The organism is Rhizobium sp. RU35A (genome assembly GCF_900156005.1).
GTDB classification, from domain to species: domain Bacteria; phylum Pseudomonadota; class Alphaproteobacteria; order Rhizobiales; family Rhizobiaceae; genus Neorhizobium; species Neorhizobium straminoryzae.
The window spans coordinates 378,958-403,491 of sequence record NZ_FTMR01000003.1; the positions used below are offsets into that span (position 1 = coordinate 378,958).

Annotated in this window: 17 protein-coding genes; 11 read left to right on the forward strand and 6 right to left on the reverse strand. The window is 60.2% G+C overall.

Annotated features, from left to right (window positions below; all coding sequences use genetic code 11):
• Genes F3H95_RS10250 through F3H95_RS10260 form a run of 3 tightly spaced genes read left to right on the forward strand, consistent with a single transcriptional unit; the run spans position 1 to position 2,966 of the window.
• Positions 1 to 888, forward strand: a complete 888-nt coding sequence (locus F3H95_RS10250; RefSeq protein WP_149745866.1) for an ABC transporter permease subunit — start codon at positions 1 to 3, stop codon at positions 886 to 888.
• A 36-nt stretch (positions 889 to 924) separates the two neighbouring features.
• Entirely contained in the window at positions 925 to 2,064 is a 1,140-nt protein-coding gene (locus F3H95_RS10255; protein ID WP_149745867.1) for a sn-glycerol-3-phosphate import ATP-binding protein UgpC, read from the forward strand.
• On the forward strand, positions 2,064 to 2,966 hold the full coding sequence (locus F3H95_RS10260) for a sugar phosphate isomerase/epimerase (RefSeq protein ID WP_149745868.1): 903 nt from the start codon (positions 2,064 to 2,066) through the stop codon (positions 2,964 to 2,966). The genes F3H95_RS10255 and F3H95_RS10260 overlap by 1 nt, the downstream gene beginning before the upstream one ends.
• Before the next feature lie 48 nt (positions 2,967 to 3,014).
• Here the strand turns inward: F3H95_RS10260 and F3H95_RS10265 are convergent, their stop codons facing one another.
• The 5 genes from F3H95_RS10265 to F3H95_RS10285 form a co-directional block, all read right to left on the reverse strand.
• Positions 3,015 to 3,278, reverse strand: a complete 264-nt coding sequence (locus tag F3H95_RS10265; RefSeq protein ID WP_143125434.1) for a Nif11-like leader peptide family natural product precursor — start codon at positions 3,276 to 3,278, stop codon at positions 3,015 to 3,017.
• A gap of 179 nt (positions 3,279 to 3,457) precedes the next feature.
• Complete coding sequence (locus F3H95_RS10270; protein ID WP_149745869.1) at positions 3,458 to 4,492, reverse strand: helix-turn-helix domain-containing protein; 1,035 nt, start codon at positions 4,490 to 4,492, stop codon at positions 3,458 to 3,460.
• 276 nt (positions 4,493 to 4,768) lie between these two features.
• Complete coding sequence (locus tag F3H95_RS10275; protein WP_188134350.1) at positions 4,769 to 6,991, reverse strand: adenylate/guanylate cyclase domain-containing protein; 2,223 nt, start codon at positions 6,989 to 6,991, stop codon at positions 4,769 to 4,771.
• A gap of 19 nt (positions 6,992 to 7,010) precedes the next feature.
• Entirely contained in the window at positions 7,011 to 9,578 is a 2,568-nt protein-coding gene (locus F3H95_RS10280) for a FecR domain-containing protein (RefSeq protein WP_149745871.1), read from the reverse strand.
• Between the two features lies 1 nt (position 9,579).
• On the reverse strand, positions 9,580 to 10,830 hold the full coding sequence (locus F3H95_RS10285) for a tetratricopeptide repeat protein (protein WP_149745872.1): 1,251 nt from the start codon (positions 10,828 to 10,830) through the stop codon (positions 9,580 to 9,582).
• A gap of 28 nt (positions 10,831 to 10,858) precedes the next feature.
• Between F3H95_RS10285 and F3H95_RS27145 the strand changes: the two genes are divergently transcribed.
• The 7 genes from F3H95_RS27145 to F3H95_RS10315 all read left to right on the forward strand — a co-directional run bounded on the left by F3H95_RS27145 (position 10,859) and on the right by F3H95_RS10315 (position 20,894).
• On the forward strand, positions 10,859 to 11,014 hold the full coding sequence (locus F3H95_RS27145; protein WP_188134351.1) for a hypothetical protein: 156 nt from the start codon (positions 10,859 to 10,861) through the stop codon (positions 11,012 to 11,014).
• Between the two features lie 429 nt (positions 11,015 to 11,443).
• Positions 11,444 to 13,615 (forward strand): SulP family inorganic anion transporter, encoded by a 2,172-nt coding sequence (locus F3H95_RS10290; protein WP_210248548.1) that lies wholly within the window; start codon positions 11,444 to 11,446, stop codon positions 13,613 to 13,615.
• Positions 13,616 to 13,901: 286 nt separating this feature from the next.
• Positions 13,902 to 15,164 carry a plasmid partitioning protein RepA gene (gene repA, locus F3H95_RS10295; protein ID WP_244617971.1) on the forward strand — a complete coding sequence of 421 codons (1,263 nt, stop codon included), beginning with the start codon at positions 13,902 to 13,904 and terminating at the stop codon, positions 15,162 to 15,164.
• Positions 15,161 to 16,225 (forward strand): plasmid partitioning protein RepB, encoded by a 1,065-nt coding sequence (gene repB / locus F3H95_RS10300; RefSeq protein WP_149745873.1) that lies wholly within the window; start codon positions 15,161 to 15,163, stop codon positions 16,223 to 16,225. The genes repA and repB overlap by 4 nt, the downstream gene beginning before the upstream one ends.
• 203 nt (positions 16,226 to 16,428) lie before the next feature.
• On the forward strand, positions 16,429 to 17,643 hold the full coding sequence (gene repC, locus F3H95_RS10305) for a plasmid replication protein RepC (protein ID WP_149745874.1): 1,215 nt from the start codon (positions 16,429 to 16,431) through the stop codon (positions 17,641 to 17,643).
• A gap of 229 nt (positions 17,644 to 17,872) precedes the next feature.
• Entirely contained in the window at positions 17,873 to 19,444 is a 1,572-nt protein-coding gene (locus F3H95_RS10310; protein WP_149745875.1) for a Re/Si-specific NAD(P)(+) transhydrogenase subunit alpha, read from the forward strand.
• Positions 19,445 to 19,460: 16 nt separating this feature from the next.
• On the forward strand, positions 19,461 to 20,894 hold the full coding sequence (locus F3H95_RS10315) for an NAD(P)(+) transhydrogenase (Re/Si-specific) subunit beta (protein ID WP_149745876.1): 1,434 nt from the start codon (positions 19,461 to 19,463) through the stop codon (positions 20,892 to 20,894).
• A 145-nt stretch (positions 20,895 to 21,039) separates the two neighbouring features.
• On the opposite strand, the gene F3H95_RS10320 is transcribed toward F3H95_RS10315, so the two are convergent.
• Positions 21,040 to 22,428, reverse strand: coding sequence for a methyl-accepting chemotaxis protein (locus F3H95_RS10320; RefSeq protein ID WP_143125444.1), 1,389 nt, complete (start codon positions 22,426 to 22,428; stop codon positions 21,040 to 21,042).
• Positions 22,429 to 23,502: 1,074 nt separating this feature from the next.
• On the opposite strand from F3H95_RS10320, the gene F3H95_RS10325 reads away from it, so the two are divergent.
• Complete coding sequence (locus F3H95_RS10325; RefSeq protein WP_149745877.1) at positions 23,503 to 23,706, forward strand: hypothetical protein; 204 nt, start codon at positions 23,503 to 23,505, stop codon at positions 23,704 to 23,706.
• Positions 23,707 to 24,534 lie beyond the last annotated feature (828 nt).

Genomic DNA, 24,534 nt, shown 5'->3' on the forward strand with positions numbered 1-24,534 from the left:
ATGATCCAGCGCACCCCCGTCGCCAATGCCGTAACCTATGCCATCATGGTCTTCGGCTTCATCCTGCTGATCGGTCCCTTCCTTGTGATCATCGCTGGCGCCAGCCAGACCATGCAGCAGGTCAACGCCATTCCCTTCAGCTTCCTGCCGGACAACCAGTTCCTGACCAATGCGGCACAGGCCTGGAAGCGGGCCGATCTTGGTACCGCCATGACCAACAGCCTCATCATGGCGGTGCTGGTGACGGCCGGCAAGGTGGCGCTGTCGGCCTTCACGGCCTTCGCCATCGTCTTCTTCCGCTCGCCGCTGAAGCACGTGTTTTTCTGGAGCGTGTTCATCACGCTGATGCTGCCGCTCGAGGTCCGCGTCGTTCCGACCTATGCCGTCGCGGCCGACCTGCTGCAGCCGGTGAAATCCATACTGTCGCTGTTCGGCGACATTCAGATTGGCATCGACTGGAACCTCCTGAACTCCTACACCGGCCTCACCCTGCCGCTGATCGCAACCGCCACCGGCACCTTCCTCTACCGCCAGTTCTTCATGACGCTGCCGGACGAGCTGGCGGAAGCGGCGCGCATGGACGGTTCCGGCCCTGTGCGCTTCTTCTTCGACATGCTGCTGCCGCTCTCGCGCACCAACATGCTGGCGCTGACGACCATCATGTTCGTCTATGGCTGGAACCAGTATCTGTGGCCGCTGCTGATGGTCACGGACCCGTCCTACAAGACGGTGATGATGTCGCTGCGCTCCCTGCTGCCCGCCGACAACGGCACACCGGACTGGAATGTCACGCTGGCCGGCTCCCTGCTCATCATGCTGCCGCCGCTGATCGTCGTCGGCGTGCTGCAGCGCTGGTTCGTCCGCGGTCTGGTGGCCACCGAAAAGTGACGCCGTATCCGGCCCCCGAAAACAAGGTTTGAAACTATGGCAGACATCGCTATTCGCGCCGTACGCAAGAGCTACGGCAAGACCCCTGCCCTGCATGGCGTCGATCTCTTCTTCGCCTCCGGCGAATTCGTCGTGATCCTTGGTCCGTCCGGCTGCGGCAAGTCAACGCTTCTGCGCATGATCGCCGGTCTCGAAGACATCACCGGCGGCGAGATCGCCATCGACGGTCGCGTCGTCAACCGGCTGGAACCGCGCGAGCGCGGCTGCGCCATGGTGTTCCAGAACTATGCGCTCTACCCGCACATGTCGGTGGCCGGCAATATCGGCTATGCGCTGAAGGTTTCCGGCGTGCCGAAGGCGGAGCGGGAGCGCCGTATTGCGGAGACTGCGAAGATCGTCGGCCTTCAGGATTACCTGGCGCGTAGGCCGGCTGCCCTGTCCGGCGGCCAGCGCCAGCGCGTTGCCATGGCGCGCGCGATCATCCGCGAGCCGAAGGTCTTCCTCTTCGACGAACCGCTCTCGAACCTCGACGCTAAGTTGCGCATCTCCATGCGCGCCGAAATCCGCAAGCTGCACCAGCGTCTCTCGGCCACCTCGGTCTTCGTGACGCACGATCAGGTCGAAGCCATGACGCTTGCCGACCGGCTGGTGGTGATGAATCGCGGCCATGTGGAGCAGGTGGGCCGTCCGCTGGAGATCTACCACCGCCCGGCCAGCACCTTCGTTGCCTCCTTCATCGGCGCGCCGGCCATGAACCTTGTGCGCAGCCGCGTCGAGGTGGAAAGCGCCGGCATTCGCTTCGGTGGCGCGATGGTGGCGATCGATCCTGCCTTTGCCGCAAAACTGCGCGGGCAGGATGTGACCGTCGGTATCCGGCCGGAACATTGCCGCCTTGCCGCACCGGGCGATGGCGGCGTTGAAGCCCGCGTCGACTTTATCGAGGAACTCGGCGTCGGCCGCGTCGCCTATTGCGAGGTGGACGGCCTGCCCTTTGCCATTTCGCTGGACGATCATACAGTGGTGGCGGCAGGCGACAGCCTGTTCCTCACCCTGCCGAGCGAACACCTGCATTTTTTCGACATCGAATCCGGCCGCCGCATCGAGACGGATGCGGCCGCACCGGTTGCGGCACCGGCCGCCAGCCAGCATTCCGAACAGACCATGGGAGTCCATTGATGAACGAGATCATTTCAGCCATCGGCTTTTGCAACCGCACGGGCCATGGTGACCTTTCGGTTCTCGACGCGTCGCTGCGCGAGATCGCCGATACCGGTGCCGATGCCTGCGAGATCGGCATTTATGCCGAGGAAATCGTGTCCGGCGGCCGCATCATCGAGGATCGCACGCGCCGGGTGGAGGAGATCGTGCGCGCCTACGGCTTCAAGAAGCTGTCGCTGCACGGGCAGATCTCGTCCAACTTCATGGATCGCCAGCACCTCGCCCTGCAAAAGAAGGTGGTGCGCGCCATGCTTGAGCTCTGCAATCGCCTGGGCGCCGGCATTCTGGTGCACCATTCCGGTGCTGCACAACTCGCCGAGGGCGAAAACGGCGCGGATCTCGACCTGATGGAACGCGAGGCGCTGTCCGAGATGGCCGACGTCGCCAAGGGCTACGGCGTGCGCATTGCGCTGGAAAACATCTTTACGACCGAAAGCGGGCAGTATCGCCAGACGCCGAGCCAGGTGGCGGAAACGGTGCGCGCCGTTGGCCACGACAACGTGGTGGCGCTGATCGACTTCAGCCATGCCTATATCGAATCCACGTTCAAGCAGCTCGACTTCCGTGAGGAACTGCGTGCCATGGCACCCGTGACCGGCCATCTTCACGTGCATGACAGTTTCGGCCTGCCCTATACGATGGACAAGTTTTTTCATCCGGCCGAGGCGACAGCGCTCGGGATCGGCGACCTGCATCTGCCGCTCGGCTGGGGTGACATCGCCTGGGACGAGATCTTTGCGGAACTGACCTTCCTGCCGGACACGATGCTGATCATGGAAATCGATTCGCACCGTTTCAAGGACCAGCAGCCGGCCTGTCTGGAACGCGCACGCAATCTTGCAACCCTCATCGGGCGCTGAACAGGGCTGTCATGTCAAGCCGGGGCGGCAACCGCCCCGGCGATCTTATCAGTCGTTGAGGGCGACCTGCGCCAGGGGCACGGGCGAGCCGGCAACGACGGTGGTGCAGGCAATCGATGCCATCTGTTTTTGCAGCGCGTCATGGGCGGCAAGCGTGACCGACAGTTCCTCCTCGGAGAAGGAATAGCCAGCCCGCTTGCCCGCCGCCACGACGGCAGCTGTCCCCTGCTGCATCGCGACGGAAATTCGGGCTTCCAGCGCACGATCCTTGCGCAGTCGCATACAAAACTGTTGCAGGTCACTGAAGCTCATGCGGAGAGTTCCTTGGGCAGGATAGTCAAATATCGTCCTATTTCGTCATGCACATAATCATCGTAACACAGATGGTGACTGTAACGTTACAGCACCAGAAGAAAAGATGCTGTCTAAGATATGGGACAAATTTCAGCAAATTTGGGACATCCTGAGCCTTTCCGGGCGCCGCGATACACTCAGGTCGTTCTGCGCAATCCCTCCAGCCAGTGCTGCATCCAGTTGTCTCTGTCTGATTCGAGATCGGTTTTCAGCCGGATGCCGGCTTCCGCATTGCGGATCGCATCGCTCGGCCGTATGCCGTAATGCTGCTGAAAGGCGCGTGAAAAGGCGTTCTCGCTTGGAAATCCGGTGGAATAGGCGAGCTTGGCGACAGAGCCACGTGCCGTTCCGACCGATGTCAGCTTCAGATAGGCAAGCTTGAGGCGTCGTTCGCGTATGTAGTTTGCGATGCCGCCGACCGGTTCGAACAGACGATAGAGTGCCGATCGCGACAGGGCAAAATGGCGCATGATCATCTCGGGTGACAGCGCGGGGTTGGTCACGTTGCGTTCGATGAACAGCTGGATGGTCTGCAGGTTGATGTCCATCAGTGTTTCACGCTCCGCGGCGACTGCGGCGGAGAAGCTGCTGGAGACCAGAACCGATGCGACTTCCGCGGCGAGCCGACCTTCCGCGCCGGCAAGGCGCGGGGCGACCTTGGCCATCGACATCATGTGTTCACCGAGCAGAATGCCGAGTGTCGAATCGCCCATGACGCGTGAACCATGCATCTCGTCGATCACCCGTGGCGTCAGCCGCAACAGGGACCGCGGCAGCACGAGGCTGATGATGTCCATGTCGCTCGTCTGGCTCTGCATCGGGCGGCTGAGGTCGAAACAGACAATGTCTCCGCGCACCCCCTTCGCTACACCGCCATCGGCATCATAGGCACATTCGCCACCGACATAGAGCTGGATCAGGAGATGATCGACGCCTGTGGCAGCAACCAGTTCGCGCGTCCGGCGGAATGACTGGGCGGTTGTCGAAGATTTCCCGATGAGGAAATAGCCGAGATTGTAGCTGACGAGGTCAGCCCGGAAGTTTTCCAGTTCGTCCTTTGATGGCCTTGCCTCGAACAGACTTGAGACGCCCGCTCGCCAGTATTCGAAATTCTCATCACGGCTCAGCTCATGCGAGCGGATGACCTGATGTTCGATTGTATCCGTTGTCAAACGAAGTCCCCAGATCGTCTCGTTGTTCACCGGATGCGGCTTTGCAACCCAATCATTTGCCGACCGGCACCGTCAGGTCGAGGCTCTACATTGCCGACGACTAAAAAAACGCAAAATATGTGATGACAAATAAGACAATGCCGCAAATATCGCAATTCGTTGCGCGGGTCACGTGATGCAGGACGGCTATCGTTATCACACGTCTCTGTGATTTGGTGGTCATTGGCTATCGTGGCAGGTCAGGCTCGGGTCGCAAAGAAAGCAGAGCCTTGCAATCTATTTGGTCCGCGCCGTGTAGACACCGTCCCAGGTCTGGCCCGGCGGATATGCCCGCAACTCCTCCAGCCTCTGTGCATAGAGCGCGTAGAGGCCTTGCAGTTCGGCTGGTGCCCCCTGCCGCAAGGAGACAAGGCGGGTGTTCGCCTCGGAAAAATCACCCCGGCGATAATGGTCGAGAAAAGCGTCGTGTCGCTCGGCAAGCGCTTGAAAGATTTGGCTTGTGGCGACCGTCTCATCGCCGACCAGGGCATAGAGGCGTACGGGCGCGGCGCGGCCCTTGACGCGTACGTTGTCGATCTCGAGGAAGGCAAGTGAAGGTACCGCCTGGCGTGTGAAATCGCTGACGGCGATCGTCACGCCATAGAGCTTGGTGAGCCCTTCGATGCGCGAAGCGAGGTTGATGCTGTCGCCCAGCGCGGAATAGCTGAAGCGCTGGGCGGAACCGAGATTGCCAACACAGGCCTCACCGCTGTTGAGACCTATGCCGATCCTGATCGGTTCCTGCCGGCTGGCATTCAGTAACTCGACCGCCTTGACCATGTCGAGGGCGGCGCGACAAGCCTTCTCTTCGTGCCCCTCGATATCGAGCGGCGCATTCCAGAACGCCATGATCGCGTCGCCGATATATTTGTCGATCGTGGCCTCGCGTCGCAAAAGGACATCGGTCAGCGGCGTCAGGAAAGAGTTGATGAGGCTGGTCAGCGTCTGCGGATCCATGCCTTCGGACAGGGTCGTGAAGCCGCGGATATCGGAAAACATCACGGTAAGGCGGCGCGTTTCTCCGCCAAGTTCGAGAGCGGATGGTTCACGAGCCAGCCGTTCCACCAGAGCCGGTGCGAGATAGCGGCCGAATGCGCCTTTCACGATTCTCTTTTCCCGGTTTTCGAGCGCGAGCCTCAGCGGTGTCAGCAGCAGAAACACGATAACGAGTGTCACCACCGCGCCGACAGGATCGAGAATCAGGGAGAGTCGCGTGAAGGCGATCCACGACATGGCGACCAGACCGGTGATCAGGCCGGCCAGCATCATGGCGCTGGCGAGCGCGCCGCTGCGGGTTGCGATAAGGATCAGCATCAGACCACAAAGCAGCGTGACAAGGAGCAGAGTGCCATGTGCCCAGTCCGGTTCCTGCAGAAAGGCACCGGCAATGATCTGGTCGATGATTTCGGCATGCACCGTCACGCCCGGCATGGCGGCGGCCACGGGCGTTGCAACAATATCGCGCAGTCCCACTGCGCTGGTGCCGACAAGCACGATGCGGCCTTCCACGGCCTGGCGAATTCGAGCCGTGTTGGTATCTTCCAGCAGATCGGCGGCCGACAGGGTCGTCATCTGCGGCATGCCGGAGAAATAGAGCCGCATGCGCCCATCGGCTGCTGTCGGCACGTCCAGCGAACCCACCCGGAGGCTGGTCATGCCGTGGCTACCGCCTCCCCCTTCCCCGCTTGCATCGTTGCCGCGCAGGGCAAAGCCCTGGGCGCCCTGTGCAATTCTCAGGCTTTCCACGGCAAGAGCGGGATAGATCTGCCCGTTTGCGACGGCCGCAAGCGGCATGCTGCGGATGACATTGTCGGCGCTCGGACTGAACGAGAAGAAGCCGGCACCGGGCGCGGCCTTGTGCAGCACCTCGATATTACGAACGGCACCGGTAAATGGCGGCAGATAGAAACGGGGATCGCTGCCACCATAGGCAAAGCCTGCCTTGGCCGCATTGGGGGCAATGTGGCTTTCGTCCGTCAGGGCGAAGCCGAGCACGGAGGGACTTGCAGAAAGCGCTGCGGCAAGGATGTTGTCATTATCCAGTGGCTCGCCGCCTTCTGGAAGCGTGATGCCGACACCGCGCCGGCGCAGATCCTCCACGGCGCGTGCGGGCGACAGCCGATCCGGCTCGGAAAAGACGATGTCGAAGCCAATCGCAGCAGCGCCGAGCAGTTGCAGCCGATTGACCATGCGCGCGATCACCGCGCGGGACCATGGCCATTGTCCAAGTCTGTCGATGGAGGTCTCGTCGATATCCACCACCACCACAGGCGGATCGGTTGCAGGGCGAGGATGCAGTTGCTGATAGGTATCGAAAAGCTGATTGCTAAGGACAGCCGTGACGGACGGGTCGGCGCGCAGAAAGCCGAGACACATCATCAGAACGCAGAAACCCGCCAGCGCTGTCAGCGCTGGCGGGGGAAATCGGTGTTTCCGCCTGAGGGAGACCGGTGATTTCATGCGTTCCGGTATCCGCAGGTCAATTTCGGTTGCCGCCGAAGATGCCCGAGGCCGACCAGCCCGATGCGGATGTGGCAAAGGATCCCATGATGCCCTGTGCGGTCGTGGCGCCATTGTTGACGAAGGAGCCCGTCAGCGCGGTTGCACCATTGGTTCCGGTGAACGTCGACGATGAGGCGAAACTGACATTGCTGTCGAACGCATGACCATCGAAATTGCTGACGGCCACGTTGCCGGTGCGGGCGCCGAAATCCATGGTCGCCGACATGTTTCCGGTGGCAATATACTGGCTGGAGCCGGAAAGAACGGTGCCAACGGCATGGCCGGTATAGGTCGCCTGACCGCTTGAGGGCATGGCGACATTGGCCGTGATATCGCCGATCACCCAGTTCCCCATATGGGCGTTCTGTGTGTAACCGTCGCTGACATCGGCAGAGCCCCACCAACCCCAGCTCATGTAGGCGCACTGGCAAAGCTCGGCAGAGGTGCCGCCATCGAAGATCTTCGCCGGCACCGTCTTGGCGCTGACCACATAGTTGCGATTGTTCGCTCCCGCGGAGGCAAAGTTTTGGTCATCGACATAGACGGCGCCGCCATAGGCGTCGGTGAAGCCGATTTCGTCGTTGTACGGGTTGCTGTCCGTGTCGAACCGCTGGAACGTTGCGCTGAAGGTGCCGCGATCACCATTGAAGCTGAACGAGGATGTTCCGGATTTGAGCGTGGTGACATTGTCGCGGGTAATCGCAATGGCCGAATAGCCCTTGATCGTCTGTCCTGCATAGCTGCGGGCGGCATTCGTATCGATCGAGGTCAGGCTGGCCACATGCGTCGTCGAGAAGTCGCCACCGGTTGGCGCCATGGCGTTGTGGTTGCCTTCGTCGTGATAGGATGAGGCGTTGCTGCCGATGGCATTGGTGAGAACCATATAGTCCCCGTTGGCGCCGAACACGCCGGAGCCACCATCGGCAACCGGGGCGCTCGCAACCTCTCCGGAATAGGAGGTTGAGCCATCGCTGGCATCAAGCCGGTCGCTGCCGCCGCGTTGACCGGTAAAGCCGTAGGCGGTGCCAGACCCCGACATTTCGCCGGTCATGATGCCGATCGCACTTTTCTGGCTCGCTCCTGTTCCGTCGATTACCAGCCAGGCCTGCAGGCCGCGCGCTGTCGTGGACGGGAAGTCGAAATCATCAGGCGTGCCTGTCATCAGCAGGTCGCTGGAGACCGCACCGCTGAGATTGAGGGAGGCAAGCCGCGTGGCATCGGCGAAGGGAATGGTGGTTCCCGAACCGGTGACGAGGCCGGTCAGCGGATCGGCGGTCAGGGCGTAATGGCGGGTGCCTGACGTGGAAAACACGCTTGGAACATTTGGCGTTGCGGTGCCTGAGATGATGTAGAGCGGATCGGTTCCCTGCGAAAGAAGATAGGCACGGAAGCCATCGCGACCGACATAGGCGTTGCCGGTGTAGGTACCGTTGCCCGTGGTGACGCTGACAGGGTTGACAGTGAGCCCGGTGCTATCGGCAAAGATCGGCAGGCTGAGGGTGCTGTTATCACTCAGCGTGGCGGTGCCGGTGCTGCCCTCGTTGCCGGCGAGCGTGCCTGTTCGTTCGCTGCCGGCGTCGCCGCCGATGATGCCGTCGCCACTTCCGGGTGTGCGCAGCGTCAGCACGCGCACACTGTCAGAGCGCGGCACAGTGACGACCACCGGACGCGCGGCATTTTCAACCGCTGCGTTCCGTGCTTCCGAGGCAGCGACGACACCCGGCAGACCGTCCGGTCGGGACACGGGCACAGGCACGTTATAGGGAATGGGACTTGCCGAATTGTGCCGCTCGATTCCGCTGTCTGCCACCTGCTGGTCATTCGGCGGCACGCGAACTCCGCCATGCGTGCCGTCGCGGCCGGCCAGCCGATCCTGCATGTCTTGCAGGAATGTTTCCGGCGTCCGGGTCTCGTAGCGCTTGTCGCCATCGACGACGATCGAATAGCCCGCCTGGAAGATTCGGTTGGACAGGCCGCCGGAGGTCAGAACGACCTCGCGACCGAAGATCATCGATACATGCGGCGGGTTCCTGCGTTCACCATTTTTGCCTTTGCGACCACGTTCGTCGCGTGGCAGCTGCTGGCCGATATTGCCGAGGTCGATGTCCACCACGGCGCCGCGGATTCCGGCCGTGCCGATCGGGGTGCGGATGGTTGCGCCATCCTCGGTCTTGGACGTGCGTCCGCCGATGAAGCGCATGAAGCCCTTGGAGAGGCTTGCGGACACCTTGGCCGTGCCGGCTGCCGGATCATAGACGAAGTTGTCGATGGTGAGGCTTGAATTCGGACCGACGGTGAAGGCGGTACCATCGGCGAGCAGGATCTGCACAAGGCCGATATTGCTGGTGTTGATCACCTGATTGTGGATGACCTCATCGCCGATCGCTATCGTCTTGGTGATGCCGCCCTGCAGGCGGGCGCTGGCATCCTGGTTGACGGCGCTGGTGACGCCGACACGGTTCGATACCTCGGCTGCGGCAAGACCCGGTAGGGAGGTCAGCACAAGACTGGTGGCGGCAAGGAAACGATGACGGATCTTGACCATGTCAGAAGACCTTCTTCAGCCCGAGGCTGATCGTGGCATTGTCGAATTCGCTCGTATCGTAATTGGACCAGGACTTCTGGTAGCTGGCCTGGATCTGCGCAGCCCAGGTCTTGTCCAGCGGAATTGTCTGGGTGACGTTGATCGACCATTTCGTGGTCGATTGCGTCTCGCTGCTGATCATCGGATCCGCTTCGTCGTAATGGCGTTGCGAGACCTGGGTGGAGACGCCGAAATTCCAGAGACCCGGGAGTGCGACGATCGGGCTGTCGAAATCGATCGAGGCGCCGACGACAGCGGCATACTGCCAGTATGCATTGCTTCCGACATCCGCATCGAAGCGGTCTATGATGCCGGAAACGCCGAGGCTGAGGCTGCTGGTCAGGCGGAAGGTGCTGAGCAACTGCGCCTGGAACCGGTCGCCGGTCTTTTCATCCAGACGCGGATGATCCGCAGAGTTGTAGTAGGTCTCGTGGCGATATTCGCTGCGCAGACCGTAGAACACGTCATCGGACGCGCGCACGCCAAGCAGTGCTCCGGCACCCAGGACCGACGTCAGTGGATCGCCGGACAGGATGCCGCCGCCGGCGATGCCATACAGATCCAGCGAATAGCCTTCCCAGCCGAAACGGTTGAGGTCAAAGGAAGGGCCGGCTGCCAGTTCCGCATAGGCCAGATTGAGATCGTGCCGGTCGCGATAGGCTTCGGCATAGGTGCGCAGGTTCACCTTGAACTTTTCCCCCTGCCCGGGAAGGTCGAACAGGGCGGTGAAATCACCCGTAAGGAAGCCATTGGTGTCGGCCGTCTTGCGTGCATTGTCCGACAGCACGTAGTCGAGCCCGTTCAGCGTGACGAACTGGGAGCTTGGACCGCTGTTGGCATTGCTCTGGTAACGAAGACCTGTGGTGACAGAACCGGCAAACACACTGGTTTGTGTGTTGCGCTCGATTGCCTCAAGGTATTCGTTGACCTTGTCGCGCACCTTCGGCGGAACGTTGGTCCCGGATGCCGCCGCCTTGAAATAGGTTTCCGCCGTCGCATAGGCACCCAGCCGGAAATAGAGCACGCCGAGTTCCAGCTGCAGGCGCGGCAGTCCCGGTGCGAAGATCAGCATGCGCTCGAGCGTTGCGATTGCCCCCTCGAGATCGCCCACCTGGGACGAGAGTGCTGCATATTCGAATGCCACATCCAGATTGCCTGGCTTATCCAGCATCTGCTGAAACAGCACCTTGCGTCGCGCTTCGATCTTCTCCACGTCGGCGTTTGCTGCGCGCGGCGGCCGGTTGAAGTCCGACGAAGCCGCCTGCGCCCAAGACGGCGCCATGACTGCCGGCGTGCAAACACTTGCGCAGACGACCGCGCCGCAAATCCATCTGGAAAGCGTACTGACTGAAATCATTGTCCTGACCGAGAATCCCCATGCCCTGACCGGCATTTAACATAAGCGGCCGAGACATGAGGAGGAATCAGAGGTTTAGCAAAGGCGCAATTTCGTCCCAGACTGGTCGCTTTTCGTCCCGCTGCCTCGACCGGTGCGATGAGGCTGCAGATCTGGCCGTGGATGATGGCGCTGATCAGGCAAAAGGGGATGGGCGGCGATCCCCCCGGGAAACAGGCGTTTTGCCGATCTGCGGGCGGTGGGCGGTGGCTGCAACGGGCAGCAGATTTGCTGGTCCGAGCCTCGCCACAATCATTGCCATGGCGATCTGTGGAAAGTTTTTTGCCGGGACGAAATACACGTAGTCGGGGACGAAATCGCAGCCTGTCTGTGTCTGTGCCTTCGGGGTGGCGTGCCTATAAAGGGTCCTCCGCCTTGGCTTTCGCCAGAATGAGCAAGCCTGGACAGTCGTGGTTCCTTGATGATGTCAATGATACGCAGCTATTTCTCTCCTGCCATGTTTGGCGTTCTTGCTGGCATTGACGGTCTGGGCACCAGTATTGCCTTCGCTGCGCTGATCTTTTCCGGTCCTCAGGCTGCAGGTCTGGCCGCTGGTGTCAGCGTCATGCTGGTCAGCTGCGTGATTCTGGCCCTTTACGTGGCATGGCGTTCCTGCCACGCCTCCAGTGTCGCCCAGGTCCAGGAGACGACGATTGCCATCCTCGCGGCTGCTGTCACGGCCGCCGTTGGCTCAATGTCCGGAGGCAGCGCGGATCGTGCGGTTGCCACCACCTTTGCCATCCTGGGAGTCAGCACCGTCGCCACAGGGGTTCTGTTCTATGCTCTGGGGCAGTTTCGGCTTGGGGTTCTGGTGCGGTTCATGCCCTATTCCGTCATCGCGGGATTTCTGGCGGGATCGGGTTGGCTGTTGGTCGATGGCGCGCTGATGATGATTTCTGCTCACAGCAACCTTGCGGACATCCTGCTCTCCTTTTCCGACCCGCTGGTGATCGGCATTCTTGTGCCGGCAATCCTGTTTGCCGGCGTGATGTCGGCGGCCTTGCGGTTGATCAGCAGCCCCTTCGCCGCACCGGTCGTGATGGTCCTGTCGGTTGGGCTCTTTTATCTGGTGATCGCTGTTGCCGGCATTCCCCTGGAGACAGTTCGGTCCTGGCGATGGCTGCCGGAAGCGGCAAGCGGCGGCGGCTTTCAACTGCCCTCGCCCCTCACGGTGATGACGCATGCAGACTGGAGCGCGGTTCTCAGCGTCACGCCGGTTCTCGTCTCGGTGCCGTTGATCGCCATGGCCGGTCTATTGTTGAACATCAGCGGTCTCGAAGTTGCCGCCGGCACGGAAATCGACGCCAACAGAGAGCTGAAGATCGCCGGCCAGGCCAATCTCGTGACCGGGTTGTTTGGAGGTGCCGCCGGCTTTACGGGGCTTGGCATGACCTTGCTTGCGGATCGCCTCAGGGTTCAGGGGCGTACTGCGGGTCTTGCAACGGGGCTGGTGATGGCGCTTGCCCTGCCCTTCGCAACCGAGTTGGCCGCCGGTGTGCCGCTCTTTCTTGCCGCCGGCCTGATGCTGATGCTGGGCGGCGAACTGGTCCATGACTGGGCGGTGGTCACCTGCCGCAAGCTTCCGCCGCTCGAATGGGCCATCGTGCTTGTCATCGTGGCATCCATCATGGCCTTCGGCTTTCTGAGCGGCATGGCGGTGGGGCTGGCCTTTGCCATCGCGACCTTCGTCTACACCTATGCACGGCTTCCCGTGATCCGATTTTCTGCCAGCGGTCGAGACCGGCGCAGCAGCACGGACCGGTTTCCGGCTGCCAATCATCTTCTGGCGGAAAAGGGGGAACTGATCCGCGCCATCGAACTGCAGGGATATCTGTTCTTCGGCACGATGGAGCAAGTCGTACGCGCGGTCCAGCGGCTCCTTGCGGCGGAAACGGCGCCGCGTTTCCTGATTCTGGATTTGCGTAATGTCAGCGGGATGGATTCCGCGGCGGTTGCCGGCTTCACGAAAATCGCCAATATGGCGAGGCGCCAGGACGTTGCCCTGATCCTTTCGCCCGCGATGCCGCTGGTGCTGCAGGTGCAGCAGCAGGTGGACATGTCCGGCGACGATCCGTCACCGGTCAATCTTGCGCCCGATCTCGATCATGCTCTGGAAAATGCGGAGGATCGTCTTCTTCAACAGTTTGGTTGCGTGGATGAGCCCGGCGACATTGCGGCACAACTCGTGGAGCGTCTCGGCTTTCACCCGCGACTTCCCGACCTCATCCGGACGATGGAAAGGCTGGAGCGGCCGCCGGGAGCAAGGCTGATGGCGGCCGGCGAGCAGGCTGATGATGTCTTCCTGCTGGGGGCAGGTCGCGTGCGGGTTCAACTGACGCTGTCCAATGGGCGCAGCTTGCGTCTGCGCAGCATGACCGCCGGTGCGGTGTTGGGCGAAGTGGCGTTCTATGTCGGAGGCATGCGAACGGCTGATGTGATCGTCGAGGAGAGAGCAACCTTGTTTCGGCTTGCGGGTGACACCGTTCGCCGACTGGAGCGCGAGGATCCGACCCTCGCGACGCTCGTTCACCGTCTGCTTGCCTCTTCGCTCGCCGAACGGCTCGCTTTGGCCAACCGCATGGTGCAACTCGCAAGCGGCTGATCGATGGCGGCAGGGGCCTTGTTTTCGGGGCAGGACGGATCCGGCTGCCCCTGTTTTGATTCTGTCTCTGGTGCTCCGATTGCAGCACATCCACGTGATGATTATGGCCGCGAAAGGGCGGCTGACGGCGAGGCCCCCGTGACCGACGATGGGCTTGTCTTCTAGAATACATATTTAAATCAGAGACTTAAGGAAATCTCTGTTTGCGTCACCCGCTTCGTTTATGTCGCGTTAACCCTTCGCCTGTGGACGGATCGGCAGAATCATGTTCTATGTTTGGCGGGTTATGGCCGGCAAACCGGCGACGGGCCGCCAAGAGGGAAGCATGGCGATAGCAAATCAGGCAGACATGGCTGCACCTTCGCGTGAAGATGCCGGGAGCAAGATTGCCCGGCATGCAGGGCTTTTGTCCAGTCAACTGCAGCAGTTACGCACACGTATGTATCCGCCGAAGTCGGAGAAATCGCTGCGTCAGTTTCTGACCAACGAGGTCTCGAAGCTCACGTCGATTCCGGATTCGACGCTCAAGCTGATGTCCAGCGAAGGACGTGGGCCGGTTCCGAGCCGCCTGGAAAACAATCACCGCGTCTATACGCTGGCGCAAATCAACGAATTGCGTGAGCTTTTTGCACGGCAGAAGCCAGCGGAAGCGCTCCGCTTTCTTCCGCGCCGCCGCGCTGGCGAGCACCTTCAGGTGATTGCGATTGCCAACTTCAAGGGTGGTAGCGCCAAGACGACGACTTGCGTGCATCTGGCCCATTATCTTGCCCTGCAGGGGTACCGGGTGCTGGCGCTTGATCTCGATCCGCAGGCATCGCTGTCTGCGATGTTCGGTGCGCAGCCGGAAGTGGATGTTGGCGCCAACGAGACCATTTATGCCACGCTTCGCTATGACGAGGCCGAGCGTCGGCCGATCCGCGACATTATCCGCAAGACCTATTTTGATGGCGTCGATCTTATTCCGGGCAATCTGGAGGTGATGGAATACGAACACGAGACGCCACGCGTGCTTGCCAACCGGTCGAGTTTCGGTGCGATCTTCTTCGAAAGGCTGAAGCTGGCTCTTGCGGAAGTCGAGTCCGATTATGACGTGGTGATCCTCGATACGCCGCCGTCTCTCGGCTTTCTCACCCTGAGTGCCATCTATGCCGCCACAAGCCTGATCATCACGGTCCATCCGGCCATGCTGGACGTCGCCTCGATGAGCCAGTTCCTGCTGATGATGGGTGACCTGATCAACGTTCTCAATGAAAGCGGTGCGCATCTGGATCAGGATTTCATCCGCTATCTCGTGACACGACATAATCCGAATGATGCACCGCAGTCGCAGGTGGTTGCCATGCTGCGTCACCTGTTCGGTACCGATGTGCTTTTGCCGACGGCCATTGAAAGCACGGCGGTCGAGGCTGCCGGTCTGGCGAAATGCTCGATTTATGAACTGGAAGTCGGGCAGATCGGTCGTGATACGCATCGCCGTGCCCGCGAGGCGGTCGATGCCGTCAACCAGGCCATCGAAAGTCTGATTACTGCAAGTTGGGGAAGAGGATGACCAAATCGCCCCGGAAATCGATCGTTGCAAGCTTCGGCCTGTTGTCAGCCGAACTGGAAAGCGAGCCGGCGGTGACGACGCCGGCTTCGCCCGTTGCAACGGTACCTCCTGCCGTTGCCCCCTCCCCCGGCCAGACGCCTCAGCCACGTGTCGGGGCCGGTGTGATCGGTGCCGCGCATCGGGCGATCGACGACATTCGTGCCGAGCGCGACCGCCTGCGTGCCATCGTGGAAGCGGGTGGCGGCTCCATTCTCGAACTCGATCCGAAGCTCGTCGATCCCTCACCCTATCCAGATCGGCTGCCGGATGACGATGTCTCGGATTTCGAGGCGTTCAAGCGCTCCATTGCCTCGGAAGGTCAGAAGGTTCCGATCCAGGTTCGTCGTCACCCCACGGCGGCGGGGCGTTACCAGATCGTCTATGGTCATCGCCGCTGGCGCGCTGCTCTTGAACTGCAGCAGTCGGTGCGGGCGCTTGAGGTTGAGCTTTCCGATATCGATCTTGTGGTGGCTCAAGGCATTGAGAATGCCAACCGCCAGGATCTGACCTGGATCGAGCGTGCCCTGTTTGCGCTGCGCATGGATGAAGCCGGGGTTCGGCCGCGCGACATCTATGCCGCCCTTTCGATCGAGGATGCGGAACTTGCCCGCATGCGCAGTGTCTACCGCGCGGTTCCATTGGATGTCATCGAAGCGATCGGCCGTGCGCCGAAGATCGGCCGTCCGCGCTGGCTGGATCTGGCGAAGACCCTGAACAGTGAGCCCGGAGCGCTGGATGTCGTCCGCAGCACCTTGTCGGGGCTGGCGGTTGATGCTCTGACATCGGATCTGCGGTTCCAGCGCGTTCTGTCCGCTGTGAAGCCCGGCGTGCCAGCGCGCATGCCAGGACAGTTGCTTGCGGATCGAAATGGACGACGTCTCGGCGCCTGCCTTGTGTCCGGAGGCGAGATGCGGATTTCCGCAGACAGCCCGCTGGGAAAGGATTTCATTCGCTTCGTCGAGCAACAGTTGCCATCGCTTGTGGAGCGGTTCACCGCGACACGGGACAATCAAAAGTCCTGACCGCCATACGGCGTTCACGTTTGGACGAAGCAGGTACAGGAAAGGAAGCACAGCAAAAGAAAAAAGGCCCCCAAAACGTTGCCGTCGTGGAAGCCTCTCTGATTTAGCACCTCAAGACTCGCATTTCCACGAATCATAGTCAAGTCGCTTTGGCACCTTTTCGGGTGGACGGTCTTCTTTTGCCTCTTGATAGGTGAAGAGATATGCCAGGTGGACATGTGACGACGCCCTTTGGGCGGCGGCCGATGACCCTTGCCCTCGTGCAGCGACAGCTGGACGTGGACGGGATCCGGCCCGGAAAGACTGTGGATAAATGGAAGGTATTCCGCGATGTTGCGGAAGCACGCGAACTGCTTGGTCTGCAAGACCGAGGCATAGCGGTTCTGGACGCGCTTCTGACCTTTTATCCGGAAAATGAGCTGCGCCAGGACGGTCAACTGGTCGTCTTTCCCTCCAATACACAGCTGGCGCTGCGCGCGCATGGCATGGCGGGTGCAACACTTCGCCGTCATCTCGGCTTTCTTGTGGATGCAGGGATCATCATCCGGCGGGATAGTGCCAACGGCAAACGCTATATCCGCAAGGACAGGGCCGGCGACATCGAGGCCGCGTTTGGTTTTGATCTTTCTCCCCTGCTGATGCGTGCCGAGGAACTGGCAGGGCTTGCCCAGCAGGTTGCGGCCGCTCGCGCGGCCTTTCGGCAGGCCAAGGAAAGCCTGACGATCTGCCGACGGGATATTCGCAAGCTGATTTCTGCCGCGATAGAGGAGGGGGCTCCGGGGGACTGGATCGCCATCGAGGATGCGTATGTGGCCTTGGTGGCCAAACTGCCGCGAACTCCGAGGCTCGCCGACGTCAATTCGCTGCTTGCCGAGATGGAAGCGTTGAGGGAGATGATCCTTAACCTGCTGAAAAACAGCGTTAAAGCTGAGAATATAAGCAGCAAAGGCGCTCAAAATGAGCAGCACATACATAATTCAAAACCACAAACCAGCAATGAACTTGAACCAGCCTTCGAAACGAAGCCAGAGGCGAAACCGGCGGACATTCAAAAACGTGAGAGTGGAAATAGCCGGGTGTTCCCCTTGGGATTGGTGCTGAAGGCCTGCCCGGAGGTGATCAATTACGGTCCGGACGGCGCCGTTGGAAGCTGGCGTGATTTGATGGCGGCGGCCATTGTGGTGCGGTCGATGCTTGGCATCAGCCCGTCTGCCTATCAGGAAGCCTGCGAAATTCTCGGTGCCGAAAATGCGGCATCGCTGATGGCGTGTATCCTGGAGCGGGCCGGTCATATCAGTTCGCCGGGCGGCTATTTGCGAAGCCTGACGGATAAGGCCCGGCGCGGCGAGTTTTCGATCGGGCCGATGCTGATGGCCCTGTTGCGGGCACGCGGCGAAACTTTGCGTCTTGTCGTCTGATTTGGACTGTCCAGGGAAGCGTTGAATTTCATCCCCTTCCCTGGCGAGTTGGGTCGCTTGTGGCGATTGCCTTTGCCTGCCGAACGGAATCAGCGGGAAGATGCCTTGCACCGCAGCGAAGGAACCAACATGGTTTAAATATTGTGACTGTATTTCAGGCACAGGCGACACAATGTGTTGAAGACAGACGCCGGCAGGAGGTTCTCGGCTGGCAGATTGGGAGAGGTGGATGAAGATCGGGACACCGAAAGAGACTTTCGCGGGTGAGGCACGTGTTGCCTTAACGCCGGATAGTGCGGTTCAACTGCAGAAACTGGGGTATGAATGCCTTGTTGAAACGGGCGCTGGCCAGGCGGCCGGATTTTCCGACCAGGCCTATCGTAATGCCGGTGTGACTGTTGTGGGTGATGCGGCGGCACTGTTTTCCGCATCAGACGTGGTTGCCAAAGTGCGCCCTCCCCTTCCCGAGGAAATCCAGCGACTGGATTCAGGCAAGACGCTGATCTCCTTTTTCTATCCGGCACAGAACGCGGCGCTTCTGGAGCAGGCAAAGGAGAAGGGCGCCAATGTGATCGCCATGGATATGGTGCCGCGCATTTCGCGCGCCCAGAAGATGGACGCTCTCTCCTCCATGGCGAACATCGCCGGCTATCGGGCCGTGATCGAGGCGGGCAACAATTTTGGTCGGTTCTTTACCGGTCAGGTGACAGCAGCCGGCAAGATCCCTCCGGCAAAGGTTCTTGTGATCGGTGCTGGCGTTGCCGGTCTGGCGGCCATCGGGACCAGCGTATCGCTTGGTGCCATCACCTATGCCTTTGATGTACGCCCCGAAGTGGCCGAGCAGATCGAGAGCATGGGCGCCGAATTCGTATTTCTCGAATTTGAGGCGAGCCAGGATGGTGCGGCGACCGGCGGCTATGCCGCGCCCTCGTCTCCGGAGTTTCGCGAAAAGCAGTTGGCGAAGTTCCGCGAACTGGCACCAGAGATCGACATCGTGATCACCACCGCTCTTATTCCCGGTCGCGATGCGCCAAAGCTGTGGCTTGCCGATATGGTGGCGGCGATGAAGCCGGGCTCGGTGATCGTGGATCTCGCTGCCGAACGTGGCGGCAACTGCGATCTGACCGTCGCGGATCAGAAGGTCGTCTCGGAGAATGGTGTAACCGTCATTGGCTACACGGATTTTCCGAGCCGCATGGCAACGCAGGCCTCCACGCTTTATGCGACGAATATCCGCCACATGATGACGGACCTGACGCCGACAAAGAATGGCAACCTCGTGCATAACATGGAAGACGATGTTATCCGCGGTGCGACGGTGACCTTTGAGGGTGCCATAACCTTCCCCCCTCCCCCGCCCAAAGTTCAGGCGATTGCCGCTGCCCGTCCGAAGGAGAAGGTGAAGGAACTTTCACCTGAGGAAAAGCGCGCGAGAGAGGCGGCTGCATTTCGCACACAGACGCGAAACCAGGTTGGGTTGCTGCTGGGGGGAGGCGCACTCATTCTTCTGGCCGGGCTTTTTGCACCCGCAAGCTTCATGAGCCATTTCATCGTGTTCGTTCTGTCGTGCTTCGTCGGCTTCCAGGTGATCTGGAATGTCTCGCATTCTCTGCACACGCCGCTGATGGCCGTCACGAATGCCATTTCCTCGATCATTATCCTTGGTGCGCTGATGCAGATCGGATCCGGTAGCATTCTCGTCATTCTGCTGGCCGCTCTGTCTGTCTTTATGGCAGGCATCAATATCTTCGGCGGCTTCCTCGTGACGCGGCGGATGCTCGCGATGTTCCAGAAGTCCTGAGGCGGGAGAGGGTAAGATGGATTACGGTTTCACCACCGCTGCCTATGTTGTCGCGGCTGTTCTTTTCATTCTCTCGCTCGGTGGCCTCTCAGGACAGGAAAGCGCCAAGCGCGCCGTCTGGTATGGCATCGCCGGCATGGCACTCGCCGTTCTGGCGACGCTTTACGGACCGGGCGCAGGACACTGGCTTCTCTCCGTGCTGATGATTGCTGCCGGCGGTGCGATTGGCTGGGTTGTTGCCAAGCGGGTCCAGATGACGGAGATGCCGCAACTTGTGGCGGCGATGCATTCCCTCGTGGGCCTTGCCGCGGTCTTCATTGGTTTCAATGCGCATCTGGAACTGGGCCGCGTTCTCGCGATGGATGAAGCAATGCGTTCGGCGCTAACCGGTTTCGGTGCCATTCTTGCGCACAAGAGCCCTGTCGAACAGGTTATCCTCAAGGTGGAGGTTTTTCTCGGCGTGTTTATCGGCGCGGTGACTTTCACAGGTTCTGTCATCGCCTTCGGAAAGCTTGCAGGCAAGGTTGACGGCAAGGCGAGGAAACTGCCGGGCGGCCACGCGCTGAATGCGGCGGCTGCAATTCTATCGCTGATCCTGCTGTTTCTCTATGTCGGCGGCGCCGGGATCTGGACGCTGATCCTGATGGCACTTCTGGCCTTCTTCATCGGCTATCATCTGATCATGGGGATCGGCGGCGCCGATATGCCGGTGGTCGTATCCATGCTCAACAGCTATTCGGGCTGGGCTGCCGCAGCTATCGGCTTTTCGCTGTCGAATGATCTCCTGATCGTCGTCGGTGCGCTGGTTGGTTCGTCGGGTGCAATCCTCTCCTACATCATGTGCAAGGCGATGAACCGTTCCTTCGTATCGGTCATCCTGGGCGGGTTCGGTACAACCACCGGGCCCCAGATGGAGGTGACGGGGGAACAGATCGCGATCGATGCCGAAGGCGTGGCAAGCGCGCTGAACGAGGCGGACAGCGTCATCATCGTGCCGGGCTACGGTATGGCGGTGGCCCAGGCGCAGGGGGCGGTGTCCGAACTGACACGGAAACTGCGCTCTGCCGGCAAAACCGTTCGCTTCGCAATCCACCCCGTCGCCGGGCGACTGCCGGGTCATATGAACGTCCTGCTTGCGGAAGCCAAGGTGCCCTATGACATCGTTCTGGAAATGGACGAGATCAACGAAGACTTCCCCGATACCGATGTGGTCATCGTGATTGGCTCCAATGACATCGTCAATCCGGCGGCGGAAGAAGATCCGAACAGCCCGATTGCCGGCATGCCGGTGTTGCAGGTGTGGAAGGCAAAGCAGGTTTTCGTGTCGAAGCGAGGACAGGGAACGGGTTACTCCGGTATCGAGAACCCCCTCTTCTACAAGGAGAACACGCGGATGTTCTATGGCGACGCCAAGAAGTCGGTGAACGATCTTCTCCCGATGATCCGGTGAGAGATGCAGTTTGCGGTCCTCCCTTGAGGGCCGCAAATCCCTTCTTTGAAGGTGGCGGGAAAAGCTGACACCGCTTTTCGCGAAAAGAGGCGAACAGGAAGAAGAAACTCCGAAATCTGTCCGCTTTCGCTGGAACCAGCAGGCTCTATGCGGCGCGCCGACCCTGCTGCACGAACGTCCTCCCGGTCCGGAAACCAGACAACATGCGGGCGACTTCGCCCATGTCATTGGTCATGGAGGTGGACGCGGCCGCGGTCTCCTCCACCATGGCCGCGTTCTGCTGGGTAACCTGGTCAAGCTTGCGGATCACATTGTCGATTTCGCGGATCGAAACCTCCTGGTCGCGAGCGTTCTGTTCGATTTTTCCAACCACATGATCGATATTGCCGATGTGGGAGACGATCCGCGACAGGGCGTGGCCCGTTTCGTCGACCAGGCTGACGCCTGTGCTCACCTGTTGATTCGATGCGGTAATCAGCGCGCGGATTTCCTTTGCTGCAGCGGCGGAACGCTGCGCCAATTCGCGTACCTCCTGCGCGACGACCGCAAATCCCTTGCCCGCCTCCCCTGCCCGGGCAGCCTCGACGCCGGCGTTGAGCGCAAGAAGGTTTGTCTGGAAGGCAATTTCGTCGATGACGCCGATGATCTTGCCAATTTCGCTGGACGATCGCGCAATTTCCTCCATCGCGGAAATCGCTTTGGTCACAATGTTCTTGGCGTTGTCGCCATCCTTGTGCGCGCTGTCGATGGTTTCCTTGGCAGTACGGGCGGAACTCGTCGCATCGGCAACGCCGGCGACAATCTGCGACAGGGCGTCAGAGGCTTCTTCGACGCTTGCGGCTTGCCGTTCGGTTCGTGACGCGAGATCTGTCGCCGCGGCACCAATTTCGCGTGAGGTTTGCAGGACGGTGCTCGACGCTGTCGAGACTTCGTCGATAAGTGCCCGAAGACGGTCGACGGTGGAATTGAAGTTCCGGCGCAAGGCCTCGGACTTTTGCGAGAATTCGACGTCCAGATGTGCCGTGAGATCACCTTCGGCGAGTGCCGTCAGTCCTGCTGCAAGCCGACTGATCGCAAACTGGTCCGCTTGTGCCTCCTGCTGTTCCCGCAGACGACGAGCCCTGTCCTCTTCGCGCAACCTTACCATCTCATCAATGTCTTGCCATATGAAAATCAACAGAGTTTCATTTTGACGCTGCCAGCGAATGAGTGTGACCATGACGGCGAAACGGCTGTCGTCTGTGCGGCGCACTTCCCACTCGAACCGGCAATGTCCATCCCGCATAGCGCGGGAGATGTATTCGGCAGCCAGCTCGTCGGATCGCCGTCCGCCAAACTGCAACTCCGGAGAAAATTCAGCGGGAGAAAGGCCGACGAGTTGGGCGTCGGGTTGACGCATGATTGTGCTGAAAGCCTTGTTGAAGGCGAGAACCCGGCCCTCGCGTATGACGCAGTAGGCATCTGGCGAGTTTTCAAAGAGGAAGGCGGATAGCTCCCGACGGAAGTCTTCTTTCGGAAACAGCAAGTTGAGCATGACATTCCCCGCGACAATGACGGGGAAACTCTAGACGGATAGGCTTAAAGCCGGGTTAAGTAAAGCAGTAGCTAATAAGCGGATCTGCGTCAGCCGAGTATGTGTTCCCACAGGGCGGCTGGAGGAACCCAGCGACCTCGCTCCAGGGCGATGACGGGAAGACGGTGGTGGTTGCAACGTCAGCAGATGGCGGTGGTTTTGTGCTGCGATCATGCCGACAGTTGTGCCTCTTTGCTCTGGTGTCAGGACGCGGCGACGCCATATAGATATGGTTAATGATTCCTGAATGAATTCCCGAAGGCAGGCGTGAGGATGATTGGGCTGGCGCCTCGCCGCCCTTGCGTTTCAGAGCCTTGCCCGTTTCGACCATGAGGGCGGACGGGCTTTCACGGTTGGGCGTCCGGGAGGGCACCACCAATCCTGTCTCGCAGGTATGTCAGGCAGTCCCGCATGCGCCTCAGGGTGCGCCGTCTTTCGTTGGAACTTCGGAGAGAATCTCAATTGATCGGCAATTCACGGAACCGCGTGGATGCATCTTGCGGTTGCGTTGAGGTTTGGATGGTCCTTTCTCAACTTGGTTTTCGGAGACTTGGTTGCGAGGATGTCATGTGTCGGACACTGCATGCGGAGGTGTCCGGATCGCGCTGCTCCGCATGCGGCGAAGCCCTGCCGATGGCGTGTGGAAGGGTGTCCGTTTCCTTTACCGGACGTCGCGCCGCGAACGGTCCGGCTCCGGTGAGCCTGCTCGTGATCGCATTGATTCGCCATTGGCTGTGGTCTGGGATGAAAGAGGGAAGGAGACCCCTCCCCTTCCCTCTCGATCGCTGAGGGATCCGACGATGCTTCGTTCCTGGGTCTGTATTCCAAGGTTTATCTCATCGCGACTTCGGTCGGCTTGACAGAGCGGCATTTGTTCACCTGCTCTGTTGAAATAGATGCGATTGTAAGTCTTCATCGATGCCTGAGACTGTCAACCAGGGGCTTGTGGCACATGGCTTTGGGAAATGTTGGGAGCGGCGCGAAGTGCCTGATCGGTTTGGTGCGACCCTGACAGCTGTCAGGGTGGGTTGGACAATGCTACCCATCCTGTTTATGCCGCTGGTCGGTAACCGGTTGGCTGCTGGACATCACGCATTGTCGACCAAACTGGTGTTAGTAAATGTCGTGATTGCGGCTGTTTCGGTGAACACTGCGAAAGGGCGTGGGTGGTTACCAGCGGCGTTTGGTGGAGAATGGCGGAAGCTGCGTCTGCTCACGCGCGCGGTGCTTTTCAGCTGATCAGCGTGTTAACAATCGTCACCTTGCCTGACAGCTGTCAGGAATCAGCGCACCGTGGGATGACGCTCTGTGCGCGCCCGTCCGTTCTTCGGCCGGGATATGAGGACCGCGGCAATGGAATACAAAGTCTCCCTTTTGAGAGTGATACGTGGACATTCCAACCCACTCACTGGTGATCGAAGAACTGTTTCGACGGGATCGATGATCGGAACTTCCCTAACGGCTTCCGTCCCGTCCGTGCGGGGCGGATATGCCATAGTTGGCCCTGGGGTCCGCGATGGGCTGTTTTATCTTCGCAGGATATCGCCGAGGTGATGGCGCCTACCCTTTGTACGGCTCCAGCCTGACAGCTGTCAGGACTTCCTGAGAGACTTCCGCCCATTCTGCACGCATGTTTCTTGGATGCGATGCGGCATGCGGACATCCCTCGTGCGTCGCGATGCCACCGCATCAACCCGCCGTTTCCAGCGTCGATCCAAACCCTGAGTTGGGGATGGTCTCAGTCCCTCATGGTGACGATGAAGAGGCGTCGGAATTCCGTTACCACGAAATGTTCTGCCCTTCTTTCTGCCGGTGCCTCGGTTACAGCTTGCGCCGGTTTGTGGCCGGCGACCTACTGCGTGATCCCAGAAGCAAGTGCATGACCCGCTCCGGGAGGAAAGGCGAGGTCGTGGATCATTGCGCATGGCATTTGGATCGAGGCAATGCGTCTTGTCCGGGGAGAGTTTTCCTTCGCGGACTGATTTTGAGTTTCAACCGAGATGACTGGAGAAGGTCGGTCTATCCGCTGACACTGCAATCGAACGAATGCATGTATCGTTGTTCGCA

What these genes read in the sequence shown, in the direction of transcription:
- F3H95_RS10325 (WP_149745877.1), top strand. Translation starts at nt 23,503, where the DNA reads ATGCTACCCATCCTGTTTATGCCGCTGGTCGGTAACCGGTTGGCTGCT.
- F3H95_RS10315 (WP_149745876.1), top strand. Translation starts at nt 19,461, where the DNA reads ATGGATTACGGTTTCACCACCGCTGCCTATGTTGTCGCGGCTGTTCTT.
- F3H95_RS10290 (WP_210248548.1), top strand. Translation starts at nt 11,444, where the DNA reads ATGATACGCAGCTATTTCTCTCCTGCCATGTTTGGCGTTCTTGCTGGC.
- repC (WP_149745874.1), top strand. Translation starts at nt 16,429, where the DNA reads ATGCCAGGTGGACATGTGACGACGCCCTTTGGGCGGCGGCCGATGACC.
- F3H95_RS10265 (WP_143125434.1), bottom strand. Translation starts at nt 3,278, where the DNA reads ATGAGCTTCAGTGACCTGCAACAGTTTTGTATGCGACTGCGCAAGGAT.
- F3H95_RS10310 (WP_149745875.1), top strand. Translation starts at nt 17,873, where the DNA reads ATGAAGATCGGGACACCGAAAGAGACTTTCGCGGGTGAGGCACGTGTT.
- F3H95_RS10260 (WP_149745868.1), top strand. Translation starts at nt 2,064, where the DNA reads ATGAACGAGATCATTTCAGCCATCGGCTTTTGCAACCGCACGGGCCAT.
- F3H95_RS10255 (WP_149745867.1), top strand. Translation starts at nt 925, where the DNA reads ATGGCAGACATCGCTATTCGCGCCGTACGCAAGAGCTACGGCAAGACC.
- F3H95_RS10275 (WP_188134350.1), bottom strand. Translation starts at nt 6,991, where the DNA reads ATGAAATCACCGGTCTCCCTCAGGCGGAAACACCGATTTCCCCCGCCA.
- F3H95_RS10320 (WP_143125444.1), bottom strand. Translation starts at nt 22,428, where the DNA reads ATGCTCAACTTGCTGTTTCCGAAAGAAGACTTCCGTCGGGAGCTATCC.
- F3H95_RS10280 (WP_149745871.1), bottom strand. Translation starts at nt 9,578, where the DNA reads ATGGTCAAGATCCGTCATCGTTTCCTTGCCGCCACCAGTCTTGTGCTG.
- repB (WP_149745873.1), top strand. Translation starts at nt 15,161, where the DNA reads ATGACCAAATCGCCCCGGAAATCGATCGTTGCAAGCTTCGGCCTGTTG.
- F3H95_RS10250 (WP_149745866.1), top strand. Translation starts at nt 1, where the DNA reads ATGATCCAGCGCACCCCCGTCGCCAATGCCGTAACCTATGCCATCATG.
- repA (WP_244617971.1), top strand. Translation starts at nt 13,902, where the DNA reads ATGGCCGGCAAACCGGCGACGGGCCGCCAAGAGGGAAGCATGGCGATA.